The organism is Bacillus sp. SH7-1, from assembly GCF_008042405.1.
Lineage (GTDB): Bacteria > Bacillota > Bacilli > Bacillales > Bacillaceae_G > Bacillus_A > Bacillus_A thuringiensis_N.
The window spans coordinates 90,764-106,667 of the sequence record NZ_QNUD01000026.1 but is presented as its reverse complement, the minus strand read 5'-3'; the positions used below and the strand labels follow the sequence as shown (position 1 = coordinate 106,667).

Below are 15,904 nucleotides of genomic sequence, written 5' to 3'. Positions count from 1 at the left end.
AAAATGGAGCAGCATACAACACGTGAGAAATTACAGTGTGAAGATGTGACAGGTGCCGGACATGTTATTCAATGTTTGAAAAAACTAGGTGTAACGACCGTTTTCGGTTATCCGGGCGGAGCGATTTTGCCAGTGTACGATGCGTTATATGGAAGTGGTTTGAATCACGTTTTAACTCGTCATGAACAAGCTGCCATTCATGCGGCAGAAGGATATGCGAGAGCTTCTGGAAAGGTCGGGGTAGTCTTTGCTACCTCTGGACCAGGGGCAACAAATTTAGTTACGGGCTTAGCGGATGCTTATATGGATTCGATTCCTTTAGTTGTTATTACAGGGCAAGTTGCAAAACCTCTCATCGGAAAAGACGGATTTCAAGAAGCAGATGTTGTCGGGATTACAGTACCTGTTACGAAGCATAATTACCAAGTTCGTGATGTGAATCATTTATCACGTATTGTACAAGAAGCTTTTTACATCGCAGAAAGCGGGCGACCAGGACCCGTATTAATTGATATTCCAAAAGATGTTCAAAATGAAAAGGTAACAAGTTTTTATAATGAAGTAATTGAGATTCCAGGGTACAAATTAGAGCCTATGCCAGACAGTAGGAAGCTTAGAGAGGTAGCTAAAGTAATTTCCGAAGCAAAACGTCCACTTCTTTATATTGGAGGAGGGATCATTCATTCGGGTGGTTCTGATGAACTTATTCAGTTTGCGAGGGAAAATCGTATTCCTGTCGTTTCCACTTTAATGGGACTTGGTGCATATCCGCCGGGAGATTCGTTATTTTTAGGAATGCTCGGCATGCATGGAACGTATGCTGCAAACATGGCAGTAACAGAATGTGATCTACTACTTGCATTAGGTGTTCGCTTCGATGATCGTGTAACAGGAAAATTAGAACTTTTTTCTCCGAACTCAAAAAAAGTACATATTGATATTGATTCTTCTGAGTTTCATAAAAATGTAACTGTGGAATATCCGGTTGTTGGAGATGTGAAAAAAGCGTTACACATGTTGTTACATATGCCAATTCGTACACAAACAAATGAATGGCTTACGAAAATAGGGGAATGGAAGGAGGAATATCCTCTTTCCTACAATCAAAAAGAAGGTGAGTTAAAACCACAGCATGTTATTAGTCTAGTAAGTGAATTAACGAACGGTGAAGCGATTGTTACGACAGAAGTAGGACAGCATCAAATGTGGGCTGCGCATTTTTATAAAGCGAAAAACCCACGGACTTTTCTAACATCTGGCGGACTAGGAACGATGGGGTTTGGTTTCCCGGCGGCAGTTGGTGCTCAGCTTGCAAAAGAAGAAGAACTCGTCATTTGTATTGCAGGCGATGCTTCTTTTCAAATGAACATTCAAGAACTACAAACAATTGCTGAAAATACCATCCCTGTAAAAGTATTTATTATAAATAACAAATTTTTAGGGATGGTAAGGCAATGGCAAGAAATGTTTTATGAAAATCGTTTATCAGAATCAAAAATTGGATCACCAGATTTTGTGAAAGTAGCAGAAGCTTATGGAGTAAAGGGATTAAGAGCAACAAATTCAACCGAGGCAAAACAAGTGATGTTAGAAGCATTTGCTCACGAAGGTCCTGTCGTAGTTGATTTTTGTGTAGAAGAAGGTGAAAACGTATTTCCGATGGTTCCGCCAAACAAAGGGAATAACGAAATGATTATGAAGAGGTGGGAAGAATGAGTCATACTTTTTCACTCGTTATTCATAACGAGCCAAGCGTCTTATTACGTATAAGTGGGATTTTTGCTCGGCGTGGTTATTATATTTCTTCTTTACATTTAAAAGAAAGAGATACTAGTGGTGTTTCTGAAATGAAACTCACAGCAGTTTGTACTGAAAATGAAGCGACATTACTTGTTAGTCAGTTGAAAAAATTAATTGATGTTCTGCAAGTAAATAAATTATAAGGAGTGTATGGAATATGAAAACATATTATGAAAAAGATGCAAATGTAGAGTTATTACAAGGAAAAACTGTTGCAGTAGTTGGTTATGGATCACAAGGTCTTGCGCAAGCACAAAATTTACGTGATTCTGGTGTAGAGGTTGTAGTTGGTGTTCGTCCTGGTAAGTCGTATGAAGTAGCGAAAGTGGATGGATTTGAAGTAATGTCTGTTTCAGAAGCGGTTCGAACCGCACAAGTTGTACAAATGTTATTGCCAGATGAACAGCAAGCTTATGTGTATAAAGCAGAAGTAGAAGAGAATCTTCGTGAAGGACAAATGTTACTTTTCTCACATGGATTTAACATTCACTTCGGCCAAATTAATCCGCCAAGTTACGTAGATGTAGCGATGGTTGCGCCAAAAAGTCCAGGTCATCTCGTTCGCCGTGTATTTCAAGAAGGAAATGGTGTTCCAGCATTAGTCGCAGTGCATCAAGATGCGACGGGAACAGCGCTACATGTAGCACTGGCGTATGCAAAAGGTGTAGGTTGTACACGTGCGGGTGTAATTGAAACGACATTCCAAGAAGAAACCGAAACGGATTTATTCGGTGAGCAAGCTGTACTTTGCGGCGGGGTAACTGCACTTGTGAAGGCCGGGTTCGAAACGTTAACGGAAGGTGGATATCGTCCTGAAATTGCATACTTTGAATGTTTGCATGAATTAAAGCTAATTGTTGACTTAATGTACGAAGGTGGATTAACGACTATGCGCCATTCTATTTCAGATACGGCAGAGTTTGGAGATTATGTAACAGGATCGAGAATTGTTACAGATGAAACGAAGAAAGAAATGAAGCGTGTTCTGACAGAAATTCAGCAAGGTGAATTTGCGAAGAAATGGATTTTAGAAAATCAAGCAGGGCGTCCGACGTATAACGCAATGAAAAAAGCAGAACAAAATCATCAATTAGAAAAAGTGGGAGCAGAGCTTCGTGAAATGATGAGCTGGATTCATGCACCGAAAGAATTAGTAAAGAAATAGAGTAAGAGAGTATAAATGAAAAATATGTAAGAGGGGATTTGACAAGATGAGAAGTGACATGATTAAAAAAGGTTTTGATAAAGCACCGCACCGTAGTTTATTAAAAGCAACTGGTTTGAAAGATGAAGATTTTGATAAGCCTTTCATAGCGATTTGTAATTCTTTTATTGAAATTATTCCAGGGCATAAACACTTGAACGAGTTTGGGAAACTTGTAAAAGAGGCAGTTCGTGCGGCAGGTATGGTACCATTCGAATTCAATACAATTGGAGTTGACGATGGTATTGCGATGGGACATATCGGTATGCGTTATTCTCTTCCAAGTCGTGAAATTATTGCAGATTCAGTAGAAACGGTTGTAAATGCACACTGGTTTGATGGCATGATTTGTATCCCAAACTGTGACAAAATTACACCAGGTATGATGATGGCAGCCCTTCGTATTAACATTCCGACTGTGTTTGTTTCAGGCGGCCCGATGGCAGCAGGAAAAACCTCTAAAGGCGAAGTTGTTGATCTAAGTTCCGTTTTTGAAGGGGTAGGAGCTTATCAATCTGGGAAAATTTCAGAAGAAGAATTAAAAGATATTGAAGATCATGGCTGTCCATCTTGTGGCTCTTGTTCGGGTATGTTTACCGCGAACTCTATGAATTGTTTATGTGAAGTGTTAGGTTTAGCTCTTCCTGGTAACGGGAGTATTTTAGCAATTGATCCAAGACGTGAAGAGTTAATTAAACAAGCAGCAGAGAAATTGAAAATTTTAATTGAAAGAGATATTAAGCCGCGTGATATTGTAACAGAAGAAGCAATTGACGATGCTTTTGCACTTGATATGGCGATGGGTGGATCAACGAATACAGTATTACACACGCTAGCACTCGCACAAGAGGCAGGACTAGATTATGATATGAACCGTATTGATGCAGTTTCAAGACGTGTACCTCATTTATGTAAAGTAAGTCCAGCTTCAAATTGGCATATGGAAGATATTGATCGTGCGGGCGGGATTAGTGCAATTTTGAAAGAGATGAGCCGGAAAGAAGGAGTACTTCATCTTGATCGAATAACTGCTACTGGGCAAACATTAAGAGAAAATATTGCTGATGCAGAGATTAAAGATAAGGAAGTTATTCACTCTCTTGAAAACCCTCATAGTGAAGAAGGGGGATTGCGTATATTAAAAGGCAACCTTGCGAAAGACGGAGCAGTTATTAAAAGCGGTGCAACTGAAGTAAAACGATTTGAAGGACCTTGCGTTATTTTTAATTCACAAGATGAGGCACTTGCTGGCATTATGCTTGGGAAAGTGAAAAAAGGAGATGTAGTTGTCATTCGTTATGAAGGACCAAGAGGTGGTCCTGGTATGCCAGAAATGTTAGCACCAACATCAGCAATTGCTGGTATGGGATTAGGTGCAGATGTTGCACTATTAACGGATGGTCGTTTCTCTGGAGCTTCACGTGGTATTTCGGTAGGGCATATTTCGCCAGAAGCAGCTGCGGGCGGAACGATTGCACTTCTCAAGCAAGGGGATATCGTTTGTATCGATGTTGAGGAACGCTTGCTAGAAGTAAGAGTGAGTGATGAAGAATTAGATAAGCGTAAAAAAGAATGGAAACGACCAGAACCGAAAGTGAAAACCGGCTGGCTTGGCCGCTATGCACAAATGGTAACATCGGCGAATACAGGTGCAGTTCTAAAAGTACCGAATTTTGATTGAGCCAATTTAAAAGAGATAAGGATGATATGAAATGGTGCAAAAGGTAAAGGAGAGAGTAAAAATTGAAGATATCTTAATGGCCCATAATTGCATGAAAGATATCGTTATTAAAACACCGTTACAACGTGATACAGTTTTATCTGAGAAATATGATTGTGACGTTTATGTAAAACGAGAAGACTTACAATTGATTCGCTCTTTCAAAATTCGTGGTGCGTACAATTTAATTCAAAGCTTACCGAAAGAGCAATTACAAAACGGTGTTGTTTGTGCAAGTGCTGGTAATCATGCGCAAGGAGTTGCTTATACGTGTAATTTATTGAAGATTCCGTCAAAAATTTTCATGCCGACGACGACACCTAAACAAAAAGTATCACAAGTACAATTTTTCGGTGGTGATTTTGCGGAAATTGTATTAGTTGGTGATACATTTGATAGCTCTTTCCAAGAAGCACAGCGCTATTGTGAAGAAAATAGAATGACGTTTGTTCATCCGTTTGATGATCCGCATGTCGTTGCTGGTCAAGGAACAGTGGCAGTTGAAATTATGCATGATATGGAGAAATCGGTTGATTATATCTTTACAGCAATCGGCGGTGGTGGATTAGCGTCAGGTGTTGGTACATATGTAAAAGGTGTTAGTCCTGCTACAAAGGTCATTGGCGTAGAGCCAATGGGAGCTGCATCTATGAAAGAGGCTTTTCTTCAAAATGAAAATGTTGCATTAGAGAAAATAGATAGTTTTGTTGATGGAGCAGCTGTTAAAAAGGTAGGAAAGTTAACTTTTGAAACTTGTAAAGATGTAATTGATGACATTGTTTTAGTACCAGAGGGAAAGGTTTGTACGACGATTTTAGAACTGTATAAGAAAAATGCAATTGTAGCAGAGCCTGCTGGTGCACTTTCTATTGCAGCACTTGATCTATACCAGGATGAAATTAAAGGTAAAACAGTTGTATGCACATTAAGTGGTGGAAATAATGATATTGATAGAATGCAAGAAATGAAAGAACGTTCGCTCATTTATGAAGGACTAAAGCATTACTTCATAATTGAATTCCCGCAGAGGTCGGGAGCGTTAAGAGAGTTTCTTGATAAAGGATTAGGGCCAGAAGATGACATTACTCGCTTTGAGTATATTAAGAAACATAATAAGGAAAATGGTCCAGCGCTAGTCGGTGTAGAATTAAAACATAAAGAAGATTACGAGCAATTAATTACTCGTTTCAAAGAAAATAATATTCAATTTATGGAGCTTAATAAAAATCCTGTTTTGTTTGATTTACTTATTTAATAGAAGGAAAGAGTTAGTATCCAAATAAAAAAGATAGATACAAGCGGTGAAATATAACGCTTGTTCTATCTTTTTTACAGTTAAACTAGATACTCATTAAATTCAAGAAGAATAAAGCTAGCTAACCAAAAAAATATTGCAATACGAATGATTACATACATAGTGAATTCAAAGGTAGTAAGTTTTCGTTCTCGTTTTATTTTTTTTAGAAGTCTAACAGAGAAAACGGAACATAAAAGTAGAATTGCTATAGATATTTTATAAATATTCTCTAACAAACTGACATTTTCTAATAAGTCTTTCAGCATATTCATCACCTATTCTCTCATGTATGTTACAGAGAAATGGTTCTTGCATTGATTAGTTACGTTTATTTATTATTTTCCCTGTATCATCAATTTCTACATCAGTTGAAATCGTTTGTAAATATTGTAGAGCTTTTCTCTTTTCTTCCTCATTTACAGGGGAAACTTGGTTGTTACGGATGATATAAGGATTGAATGACATTTGGACATCCTTTCCTTTAAAAGTTAAAGTTAATACGCCAGTTTCGGCACTTTTTCCGTTCACATAACTTGGGAACAAAAAGTTTCCTAATGAGTAAGCGACAGGAACGTTATTATAATATTCAAATCCTTGTAACCAATGTGGATGGCTTCCGACAATCGCGTCGGCTCCTGCTGTAACCATTTTATTTACATATTGTTTTTGATAATCTACCGGACGATTTGATTTTTCGACACCCCAATGCATATAGACAATTACATAGTCTGCATCTTTCTTTTGCTCTTTAATTGTTTTTGTTACAAGATCTAAATCATATCCATTCGCAACGCCAGGTTTATTGTCATCAGCTACCCAAGTAAAATCAGGCATAAATCGGACGAAGGAAAGGAATTTGAATTTTTTTCCTTTTACAGTCATTTCTCGTGCGGTATATGCATCTTTTGCATTTTTTCCGGCGCCAATATAAGGGAACTTTAATTTTTCTACATGAGAGATCGTATCTAATAATCCCTCTTGACCGTAATCAAGTGTATGATTATTCCCGATATTTACGATGTCATATCCAGTATTTTTAATAGCTTGTAGTGTGGATGGATCACTTTTAATCCAAAATAGCTGTCCAGGTGCTTTCTTTTCTTTCGTTGTAAATGCTGACTCTAAATTAACGAAAGAAATATCAGCTTTTTTTATTTCTTCTTTTACATGTTGGAATGGGTAGTCAGCCCCATTTTTTTCGATTACCGGACGTAATTGCCAATCAAACATTGTATCACCAGAAAAGGTGAGTGTAATTTCCGGGTCTTCTCTTTTTTTGTCGCTTGTTGAAGCAGTTTTGCTAGATTTGTTTTGGAAATCAGGTTTGTCTTTCGCTTTTGAAGTAAAAGAGTGGTTAATTAATACAACAATTGGTGTAATACAAAAGGCTATTAACAAAAATCGTTTTAGTAAAGTTTTCATAAATACCTTCCCTTTTGAGTTTATCCCGCTATTTGTGGGCAACAAAATTTCAGCTGAGTAAAGTTTCACTTTATGTATTGCTACAAAAAATTGCGGTTTATGTAGCGAAAAACATTTGTTAATATTCTCAATATTAAGTTAACATATAGATAACCTGTAAATCAATGAATAAACCAAAATATAGAAATAAAGAATTCGAAGGGTGAAGAATAAGAAATGGTTATATTAGGAGCAGTTGTAAATGGGATTTGTATTATATTTGGTACTTTACTTGGTAAATTATTTAGTAGAATTCCAGAAAGTATGAAGGGAACCATAATGCACGCAATCGGTTTAGCGGTTACTGTGCTTGGACTTCAAATGGCATTGAAAAGTGAAAATTTTCTTGTTGTCATACTAAGTTTAGTCATTGGTACGGTAATCGGGGAATGGCTACAACTAGAGGGAAAGTTAAAACTGTTAGGGGATTGGTTAGAAACTAAAGTTGGATCGAAAGGGAAAGGGAGCATATCAGAAGGTTTTGTAACCGCTACTTTAATTTTTGCAATTGGTGCGATGGGGATACTTGGTGCACTCGACAGCGGGATTCGCGGAAATCACGATATTTTATTTACAAAGGCGATTATTGATGGGTTTATTTCTATTATATTAACGACAACTTTAGGGATTGGCGTATTGTTTTCAGCAATCCCGGTGATTTTATATGAGGGTAGTATTGCGGTTTTTGCAACACAAATTAATAGTTTGGTCCCGAAAGAATTAATGAATCAATTTATAGTGGAAATGACAGCTACGGGCGGTATTATGATAGCCGCTATTGGATTGAACTTACTTGGTATTATTAAAATTAAGGTTGCAAATTTACTGCCAGGTATATTAGTAGTTGGAATAATTGTGTCATTTATTTATGGTTACGGTTTAATAGTAAAGTAGTATGGGATGGAGATACATATGGAGGGATTTCAATTTACAAAACGTGTGCAAAACATAATGAAGATTGCAGCAGAAGAGGCAGAATGTAATCTTATTCAACCAGTTCATCTGTTTATTGGTATGTGTAAAGAAGGTACTGGCGTTTGTGGCGACTTGTATATGTATTTGTTTCGTAATATGGGTACGGATTTTTTAGAAAAACTTTCATTGCGAAAACAATATGATTTAACGGATCAAGATTATAAAAAAATAGGACAATATAAGTTATCCCATAAGACGCTAGAAATTTTACAAATAGCGAAGAAACGTATGGAACGTTTTCAACAAGTAATAATGAATGAAGGACATGTTATATATGCATTATTTCGTGTAAATCCAGTTATTGAAAATGCACAGATGCAAAGAGATATATTACGTATTATAGCTGAGCCAAGAGATTTAGCAGTCGATTTAAAAGGTTTTGTTCCTATTTATAATGATTTAACTTGTACTGTTAGAAAGGCTAACGCTTCTGATTTTGAACAATTAGCAAGCTTTGGTGAAGCAGAATTTGGTGAACGGTGGTTACATTCGATAGAATATGGATTTCGTACATATAAAGAAAACTTACCTATTTATATAGCAGAACAAGAAGAAGTGATAGTAGGTTTCGCTTGTTATGATGTAGTGAGAGGAAAGAAAGGATTGTTTGGTCCAATGGGTATAGCGAAACAAAATCATGTGAAAGGTGTAGGGAGGCAATTGTTACATCTTTGTTTACAGAGTATGAAGCAAGAAGGATATGAATATGCAATTATTGGACAAGCAGGTCCGATTGAGTTTTATGAAAGAACTTGTGATGCTCGTTTAATACCGATAATGGATTATTAACCAACTTCATTTAGGGGGAGTTGGTTTTATTATGAAAAAAATGTGGGATTGTAGTGATTTTCACTAGAAAATAGCGGGTTTTGTAGAAAATCTTACAAATAAAGCAAATTACTAAACTTTTTACAAGAAAGGGTGTAGAATGGGTATCGAATGAAAGAAGGTGTGAAAATGGCCAGCTGGAAACGAAATTTAATGATTTGTTGGCTAGGTTGTTTTACCACTGCGGCCGGTATGAGCTTAGTAATTCCTTTCTTATCTTTTTATATTGAGGAATTAGGGGTGACTGGCACTTCTAGTATTGCACAGTGGTCGGGACTTGCATTTGGTGTAACGTTTTTAATGGGTGCGATCGTATCACCTATATGGGGAAAGCTTGGTGATATACATGGACGGAAATTGATGCTGATTCGCGCGAGCCTTGGTATGGCGATTATTATGACGCTTATGGGGTTTGTAACGGATGTATATCAATTAGTCGCACTAAGATTTTTGATGGGAGCAGTATCTGGTTTCCTTTCAACGGCGATGACATTTATTGCAGCAGAAACTCCGACAGAGCATTCAGGTTGGGCGATTTCCACAATTTCAACTGGTGGCGTGAGCGGTTCATTACTTGGACCGTTACTTGGAGGCTATTTATCTGAATTGATTGGAATGCGCCATGTCTTTCTTGTTACAGGAGCTTTTTTATTCCTTTCTTTTCTAATCGTCTTTTTCTTCTTACATGAAGAAAATCACTCTGCCAAGGCAAAAAAAGCACAGCCGAAAAAAGTATGGACGATGGTTCCAGCAAAGCATTTAATTATTAGTTTATTTGTAACAACATTTATTATTCAACTTGCGAATATGTCAATTCAACCTATTATTACGTTATACGTAAAGAATTTGGAAGGGGCAGGAACGTCTCATATCGAAATGATTGCAGGGGCAGTTATGTCAGCGACAGGGCTAGCAGTTATTTTGGCAGCACCTAAATTAGGGAGATTGTCAGATCATATCGGTCCTCAAAAAACGTTAGTAGTAGCATTGTTTGCTGCAGGAATTATTTTTATTCCGCAAGCATTTGTAACCTCAGCTTGGCAGCTATTAATTCTTCGATTTTTATTAGGTATCGCACAAGCAGGATTATTACCTTCCGTACAAACTCTACTAAAACAGCATACGCCAACCCATGTAACAGGACGAATATTTGGGTATAATCAATCGTTTCAGTTTTTAGGAAATATGATTGGACCAGTACTTGGTGGACAAATTGCAGCGCATGCAGGCTTCCAATATGTTTTCTTCTCTACATCATCACTATTATTTATTGCGTGCATCTGGGTTTATTTTCATAATAAGAACGAAGAGGTATCAGAGAAACGACATTTGGAAGTTAGTTAACTAAGTGAATGAAAAAAGGATGAAGCAATGATTGCTTCATCCTTTTCTTTAAAATTTAAGACATAGATAACTTAATGTACCAAGCTCATAACTACGGTGAATGACTTCACCGCTATTTTCACCACTTCCCATAGCGATAAATAAAGGAACAAAATGCTCTGCTCTTGGTACGGCTAATTGTGCATGAGGCGCATTGTTTTCCCAATTAAACAATGCATCTTTATCGTTTGTATGCATATGTTTTATAATCCAATCATCAAATTCAATTGCCCATTGTTCGGGTGTAGTTTGATTCCATTTCAGTACTCGTAAGTTATGAACGGTAACACCGCTACCGATTACTAAAATATCTTCTTGTCCAAGTCCTTTTAATGCTTCTCCAATCTTAAATTGTTCTTTTGCAGAAAGGAATGGATTTACTGATATTTGTACGACAGGAATGTTTGCTTCTGGATACATGCGATGCAAGAGTGTCCATGAGCCGTGATCTAAACCTCGCGTCATATTATGATGAACTGGAATACCTTTATTTTTAAATTTTGTTTCTAACATGGATGCTATGCTAGAAGAACCTTTTGCACGATATTTAATTTCGTATAACTCAGGAGGAAAACCTCCAAAATCATAAATTGTTTCATATTCGTTATCTGATGAGGAAATCGTTAATACTTCACTTTCCCAGTGAGCAGTGAAAATAACAATTGCTTTCGGTTTATATGTTTCGCCAAGTGTTTTTAAAAAGCGTGTATAATCTGTATCTTGAATAGCGAGCATTGGTGAACCATGTGCTAAAAATAGTGATGGCATCATAGTAGAGACCTCCTAAAAATATAATAATTACTTTATGTAAGTAACTATATAATTTTATTTGTGATTCGTCAACATAATAGTCTGACGGCTAATCGGAAAAGGAAGGTATTTGTCATAATGAAAGCAATTGCATATAATACATAATAAGAATAATGAATGTATATTCATTTTTTATAGATACATAATAGATTTGGGGGCTGACGAAATGAACGTAAAGGAAAGTTTCGTTACGGCATTGGATGGATCGGAAATTTATTTACGCAAGTGGTTACCAGAAAGTGAACCAAAAGGGATTATTCAAATTGCACACGGTATGACAGAGCATGCAGGTGTTTATACTGACTTTATTGATGCGTTATTAGAAGCAGGGTATGGTGTTTATGCACATGATCATAAAGGTCATGGGAAAACAGTGAAAAGAGAAGAAGACTATGGTCATTTTGAACCGGATATAGGGTGGAATCAGGTTGTGTCTGATGTGATCTTTGTTTCGGAAATGATAAAAGAAGAGCAGTCATGTCCCTTGTTTTTACTTGGTCATAGTATGGGATCTTTCCTATCAAGACGAGCTGTGCAACTTAGAGGCGAACTATATGATGGATTTCTTATTTCAGGAACTGGTGGGAATCCTGGATTTTTAGGAGTCATTGGTCATAAAGTAGCGACAATTGAGATGAAATTGCGCGGGGCAAAAACGAAAAGTCCGATGCTAAACTTTTTATCCTTCGGAAACTTTAATTCGAACTTTAAGCCAAATCGTACAAATTTTGATTGGTTATCTTCAGATAATAATCAAGTTGATAAATATATTGCGGATCCGTTATGTGGATTCATTTGTACGACGAGTTTTTATCGAGAATTATTTTCTGGTGTATTAGAAGTAAATAAACTAGAAGAATACAAGAAGACGCCAAGCAATCTTCCGATACATATATTCTCTGGAGACCGTGATCCTGTTGGAGATATGGGGAAAGGTGTAAAAGAAGTATATGAAAACTATAAAAAAAGTGGTGTGAAAGACGTGACACTACGTTTATATGAAAATGGAAGGCATGAAATGTTCCATGAAGTGAATAGAGATGAAGTATTTAAAGATTTGATTTCGTGGTTAGATGCGCATAATAGATGAGAAAGTTAAGCCCAAACCGATTGTAGTTTGGGCTTGTATTTATATATTTGTTAGAGAAAAGATTTTTTAAAAATTGCTTCAAAAAATATAGAAACAGTTTCGAGGAGTTGAATATATGAAATTTGGAATTATCGGTCCATCGGAAGATGAAATTATGCCATTTATTGAAGAGATGACTAATAAGGAAATAACGAACCTTGCGATGTTAACGTTTCATAGTGGGAAATATGAAAATGTGGAAGTTGTTGCATTGTATTGTGGTGTGTGTAAAGTTAACGCAGCAATTGCAGCTCAAATATTAATAGATAAGTTTAATGTGACACATATTATTGTAACAGGTGTTGCAGGAGCGATTGATAAAGTATTGAAAATTGGAGATACAGTAATTTCAACAGAAATAGCATATCACGATGTTGATGAAGGGATATTGACTGAATATCATCCGTGGATGGAGAGCGTATACTTTAATACAGATAGTACACTTCTTGAATTAAGCTGTGAAGTGGTTGAGAACAATCAATTCGCTCAAAATGTTTATTGTGGAAAAATAGTTACTGGAGAAGCGTTTATTAGTGAAAGCGGCCGTACAGAAATAATCTCTAAATACAATCCACTTTGTGTAGATATGGAAACTGCAAGTATAGCTCACGTCTGTTATGCAAATGCAATACCGTTTTTAGCAGTGAGATCAATAACAGATACAGAAGAAGCGTCTGGTATAGAAGTATTTGAAGATAATTGTGTTTCTGCTTCACATAATTCCATTTATTTTGTTAAGAAGTTATTAGAATTAGTGAAACAGTAAAGAAATATCGTATGAGAAGAAACCTCACTTTTTTGAAGTGAGGTTTCTTTAGGTAATGGAGTAATAGTAGCGGAAACTATTTTTAAAATGTGGCATAGCTTTGGTAGTTATAGTTGCGAGATTTTAAGATCAGCTATCTTCTAATCAAACTTTTAATACACAGCAACAGATGCTCGTTCACAATAATAGTATAATAGTGAATGAGGTGTTAATAATATGGAAGATAATACATTAGGTTTACTATTAGATGTTGTTGGGGAATTATTTTCAGATGAAATTTCAATTGCTGTATCGAATACGAAAGAATATATTTATTATCGGCCAAGTAAACGAATTGATTTAAAGATTAGCGTCGGGGATCCTATAAAGGAAGGAACGATTGCTCATAAGGCAATGGTGACGAACCAAAAAACCTCTGAGTTTATTAATCGGGATGTTTTTGGTATTCCTTATCACGGAATGGCCGTACCATTTGCAAACAATGGGAAGCTTGAAGGTTGCGTGACAGCTATTTATCCAGCTTTAACGGATGGAAAGTCAGTCGTTACTTTAAAAACAACGGACGGTTGGATTCCGGTTCCTTTTTCAAAGGTTATGTATTTAGAGGCGAAAGATAAAAAGACGTATGTAAATTCAGAAGAGTTAACAGGAACACATAAATACTCGCTACAAGAATTCGAATACTTGCTTCCGAAAGATTCATTTATTAGATGCCACCGTTCCTTTATTGTAAACGTAAATCATATTAAAGCGATATATCCTGATACGCATTCTACTTTTTTACTTTCGATGGATAATGGAGAGAGGGTACCAGTTAGTCAATCATACGCTAGCTATTTTCGCAAACTTCTAGGATTCTAGAATATTCTGCTTTAGAACCTTGATTCGCTGTTTTGTCTGAATTTTTGGCATTGTATACTGAAATCCCTATTTGGATACTGTTAAAGTGTAAAATAATTATGAATATTCATTAGGAGAGGGATTACATATGGAGAATAATTTGGATAGAATTAGGGATCAACGTCTGAAAGATCGCGTAGTTACACCTGAAGAAGCAGCTTCATGGATTGAAAGTGGAATGACTTTAGGCTTAAGTGGGTTTACACGTGCAGGTGATGTGAAAGCAGTCCCATTTGCGCTTGTAAACCGAGTTAAGAATGATAAATCTTTTAAAGTGAATGTTTATACTGGTGCCTCTTTAGGTTCTGATGTGGATAAATTATTTGCGGAAGCAGGAATTTTAGGGAAAAGATTGCCTTTCCAAGCCGATGCGGCTATGCGAAAAGGAATTAATAACGGAGACTTTTTATTTGTAGATCAGCACTTGTCTCATACAGCAGAGTTACTTCGCGCTGACGTAATGGATGTAGATTTTGCTATTTTGGAAGCGGTTGCGATTACTGAGGATGGCATGATTATTCCAACGACTTCAATAGGGAATTCTCTAGCGTTTTCTTTAAATGCTAAGTCCATCATCATTGAAATGAATATGGCTCAATCCGCGCAACTAGAAGGGCTACATGATTTATATGAACCAGGTAAACAAGGAGAAAGGCTTCCAATTCCAATTGTGAAAACGGATGATCGAATTGGAACGATTGGTATTCCTATCGATGCTGAAAAGGTGAAGGGAATTGTGTTTACGAACCAACTAGACTCACCATCGACAATTGTTCCTCCGGATGAAGAAACTGTTATCATGGCACAGCATTTAATAGAGTTCCTTCGAGAAGAAGTAAAAGTGGGCCGATTAACAAATCGTTTAGCACCGTTACAATCGGGAATTGGTTCAGTGGCTAATGCAGTTCTTCATGGAATGTTAGATTCTGAGTTTGAAGATTTAGAAGTGTATTCTGAGGTTTTACAGGATGCGGTCTTTGATCTTATGGATGCTGGGAAAGTCAATTTTGCTTCATGCTGCTCAATTACACTTTCTGAGGAGAAAATGCAAAAAGTATTTTCTAACTTTGAAAAATATCGTCACAAATTAATGATGCGCCCACAAGAGATATCCAATCATCCTGAAATCATTCGTCGCCTTGGATTAATTTCAATTAATACTGCTTTAGAATTAGATATATACGGAAATGTGAACTCTACTCACGTTTTAGGTACAAAAATGATGAACGGTATCGGTGGTTCTGGTGACTTTGCAAGAAATGCCCGTCTAGCTATCTTTGTTACTAAATCAATTGCGAAAGGTGGTAACATTTCAAGTATCGTTCCTTTCGTTTCTCATGTAGACCATACGGAACACGATGTAGATGTTATCGTCACTGAACAAGGGTTTGCTGACTTAAGAGGACTTGCACCAAGTGAAAGAGTGGAACTCATTATTGAGAATTGTGCACATCCAATGTATCGTGATCAACTACGAGCTTATTACGAGGAAGCAAAAACAAGAGGCGGACAAACTCCTCATATTTTAGAGAAAGCTTTTTCTTGGCATACGAATTATGCTAAAAATGGAACGATGCTCGAAGCAGTAGTAGAAACTGTGTAGGTATGTTCCGTAAGAAATAGTAAAACAA

At 36.7% G+C, this 15,904-nt stretch carries 15 protein-coding genes; 12 read left to right on the top strand and 3 right to left on the bottom strand.

What is annotated here, in order from left to right:
* The first annotated feature begins 3 nt into the window (after positions 1 to 3).
* Genes ilvB through ilvA form a run of 5 tightly spaced genes read left to right on the top strand, consistent with a single transcriptional unit; the run spans position 4 to position 5,979 of the window.
* On the top strand, positions 4 to 1,716 hold the full coding sequence (gene ilvB, locus DN390_RS20655; protein ID WP_147808291.1) for an acetolactate synthase large subunit: 1,713 nt from the start codon (positions 4 to 6) through the stop codon (positions 1,714 to 1,716).
* Positions 1,713 to 1,943, top strand: coding sequence for an ACT domain-containing protein (locus tag DN390_RS20650; protein WP_000019909.1), 231 nt, complete (start codon positions 1,713 to 1,715; stop codon positions 1,941 to 1,943). Before ilvB ends, DN390_RS20650 begins: the two co-directional genes overlap by 4 nt.
* Positions 1,944 to 1,957: 14 nt before the next feature.
* The gene (gene ilvC / locus DN390_RS20645; RefSeq protein WP_147808290.1) at positions 1,958 to 2,965 is read left to right on the top strand and encodes a ketol-acid reductoisomerase; all 1,008 of its coding nucleotides are present in this window, start codon (positions 1,958 to 1,960) and stop codon (positions 2,963 to 2,965) included.
* Between the two features lie 46 nt (positions 2,966 to 3,011).
* Positions 3,012 to 4,685, top strand: coding sequence for a dihydroxy-acid dehydratase (gene ilvD / locus DN390_RS20640; RefSeq protein WP_147808289.1), 1,674 nt, complete (start codon positions 3,012 to 3,014; stop codon positions 4,683 to 4,685).
* Positions 4,686 to 4,716: 31 nt separating this feature from the next.
* Complete coding sequence (ilvA, locus tag DN390_RS20635; RefSeq protein WP_147808288.1) at positions 4,717 to 5,979, top strand: threonine ammonia-lyase IlvA; 1,263 nt, start codon at positions 4,717 to 4,719, stop codon at positions 5,977 to 5,979.
* 80 nt (positions 5,980 to 6,059) lie between these two features.
* On the opposite strand, the gene DN390_RS20630 is transcribed toward ilvA, so the two are convergent.
* On the bottom strand, positions 6,060 to 6,287 hold the full coding sequence (locus tag DN390_RS20630) for a hypothetical protein (RefSeq protein WP_147808310.1): 228 nt from the start codon (positions 6,285 to 6,287) through the stop codon (positions 6,060 to 6,062).
* A 52-nt stretch (positions 6,288 to 6,339) separates the two neighbouring features.
* The gene (locus DN390_RS20625; RefSeq protein ID WP_147808287.1) at positions 6,340 to 7,443 is read right to left on the bottom strand and encodes a CapA family protein; all 1,104 of its coding nucleotides are present in this window, start codon (positions 7,441 to 7,443) and stop codon (positions 6,340 to 6,342) included.
* A gap of 216 nt (positions 7,444 to 7,659) precedes the next feature.
* Between DN390_RS20625 and DN390_RS20620 the strand changes: the two genes are divergently transcribed.
* From DN390_RS20620 to DN390_RS20610, 3 genes are all read left to right on the top strand, one after another.
* Positions 7,660 to 8,376, top strand: a complete 717-nt coding sequence (locus DN390_RS20620; RefSeq protein WP_060630398.1) for a DUF554 domain-containing protein — start codon at positions 7,660 to 7,662, stop codon at positions 8,374 to 8,376.
* An 18-nt stretch (positions 8,377 to 8,394) separates the two neighbouring features.
* Complete coding sequence (locus tag DN390_RS20615; RefSeq protein WP_147808286.1) at positions 8,395 to 9,246, top strand: GNAT family N-acetyltransferase; 852 nt, start codon at positions 8,395 to 8,397, stop codon at positions 9,244 to 9,246.
* Positions 9,247 to 9,414: 168 nt separating this feature from the next.
* Complete coding sequence (locus DN390_RS20610) at positions 9,415 to 10,629, top strand: multidrug efflux MFS transporter (RefSeq protein WP_147808285.1); 1,215 nt, start codon at positions 9,415 to 9,417, stop codon at positions 10,627 to 10,629.
* 48 nt (positions 10,630 to 10,677) lie between these two features.
* Here DN390_RS20610 and DN390_RS20605 read toward each other — a convergent pair whose 3' ends face one another.
* Positions 10,678 to 11,439 (bottom strand): DODA-type extradiol aromatic ring-opening family dioxygenase, encoded by a 762-nt coding sequence (locus tag DN390_RS20605; protein WP_147808284.1) that lies wholly within the window; start codon positions 11,437 to 11,439, stop codon positions 10,678 to 10,680.
* 205 nt (positions 11,440 to 11,644) lie between these two features.
* Here DN390_RS20605 and DN390_RS20600 point away from each other — a divergent pair, with 205 nt between their 5' ends.
* From DN390_RS20600 to DN390_RS20585, 4 genes are all read left to right on the top strand, one after another.
* Positions 11,645 to 12,568, top strand: a complete 924-nt coding sequence (locus DN390_RS20600) for an alpha/beta hydrolase (protein ID WP_147808283.1) — start codon at positions 11,645 to 11,647, stop codon at positions 12,566 to 12,568.
* A 115-nt stretch (positions 12,569 to 12,683) separates the two neighbouring features.
* Complete coding sequence (locus DN390_RS20595; protein ID WP_147808282.1) at positions 12,684 to 13,373, top strand: 5'-methylthioadenosine/adenosylhomocysteine nucleosidase; 690 nt, start codon at positions 12,684 to 12,686, stop codon at positions 13,371 to 13,373.
* A gap of 216 nt (positions 13,374 to 13,589) precedes the next feature.
* Positions 13,590 to 14,234 carry a LytTR family DNA-binding domain-containing protein gene (locus tag DN390_RS20590; RefSeq protein ID WP_097951491.1) on the top strand — a complete coding sequence of 215 codons (645 nt, stop codon included), beginning with the start codon at positions 13,590 to 13,592 and terminating at the stop codon, positions 14,232 to 14,234.
* Positions 14,235 to 14,361: 127 nt separating this feature from the next.
* On the top strand, positions 14,362 to 15,876 hold the full coding sequence (locus DN390_RS20585) for an acetyl-CoA hydrolase/transferase family protein (RefSeq protein ID WP_060630404.1): 1,515 nt from the start codon (positions 14,362 to 14,364) through the stop codon (positions 15,874 to 15,876).
* The last annotated feature ends 28 nt before the right edge of the window (positions 15,877 to 15,904 follow it).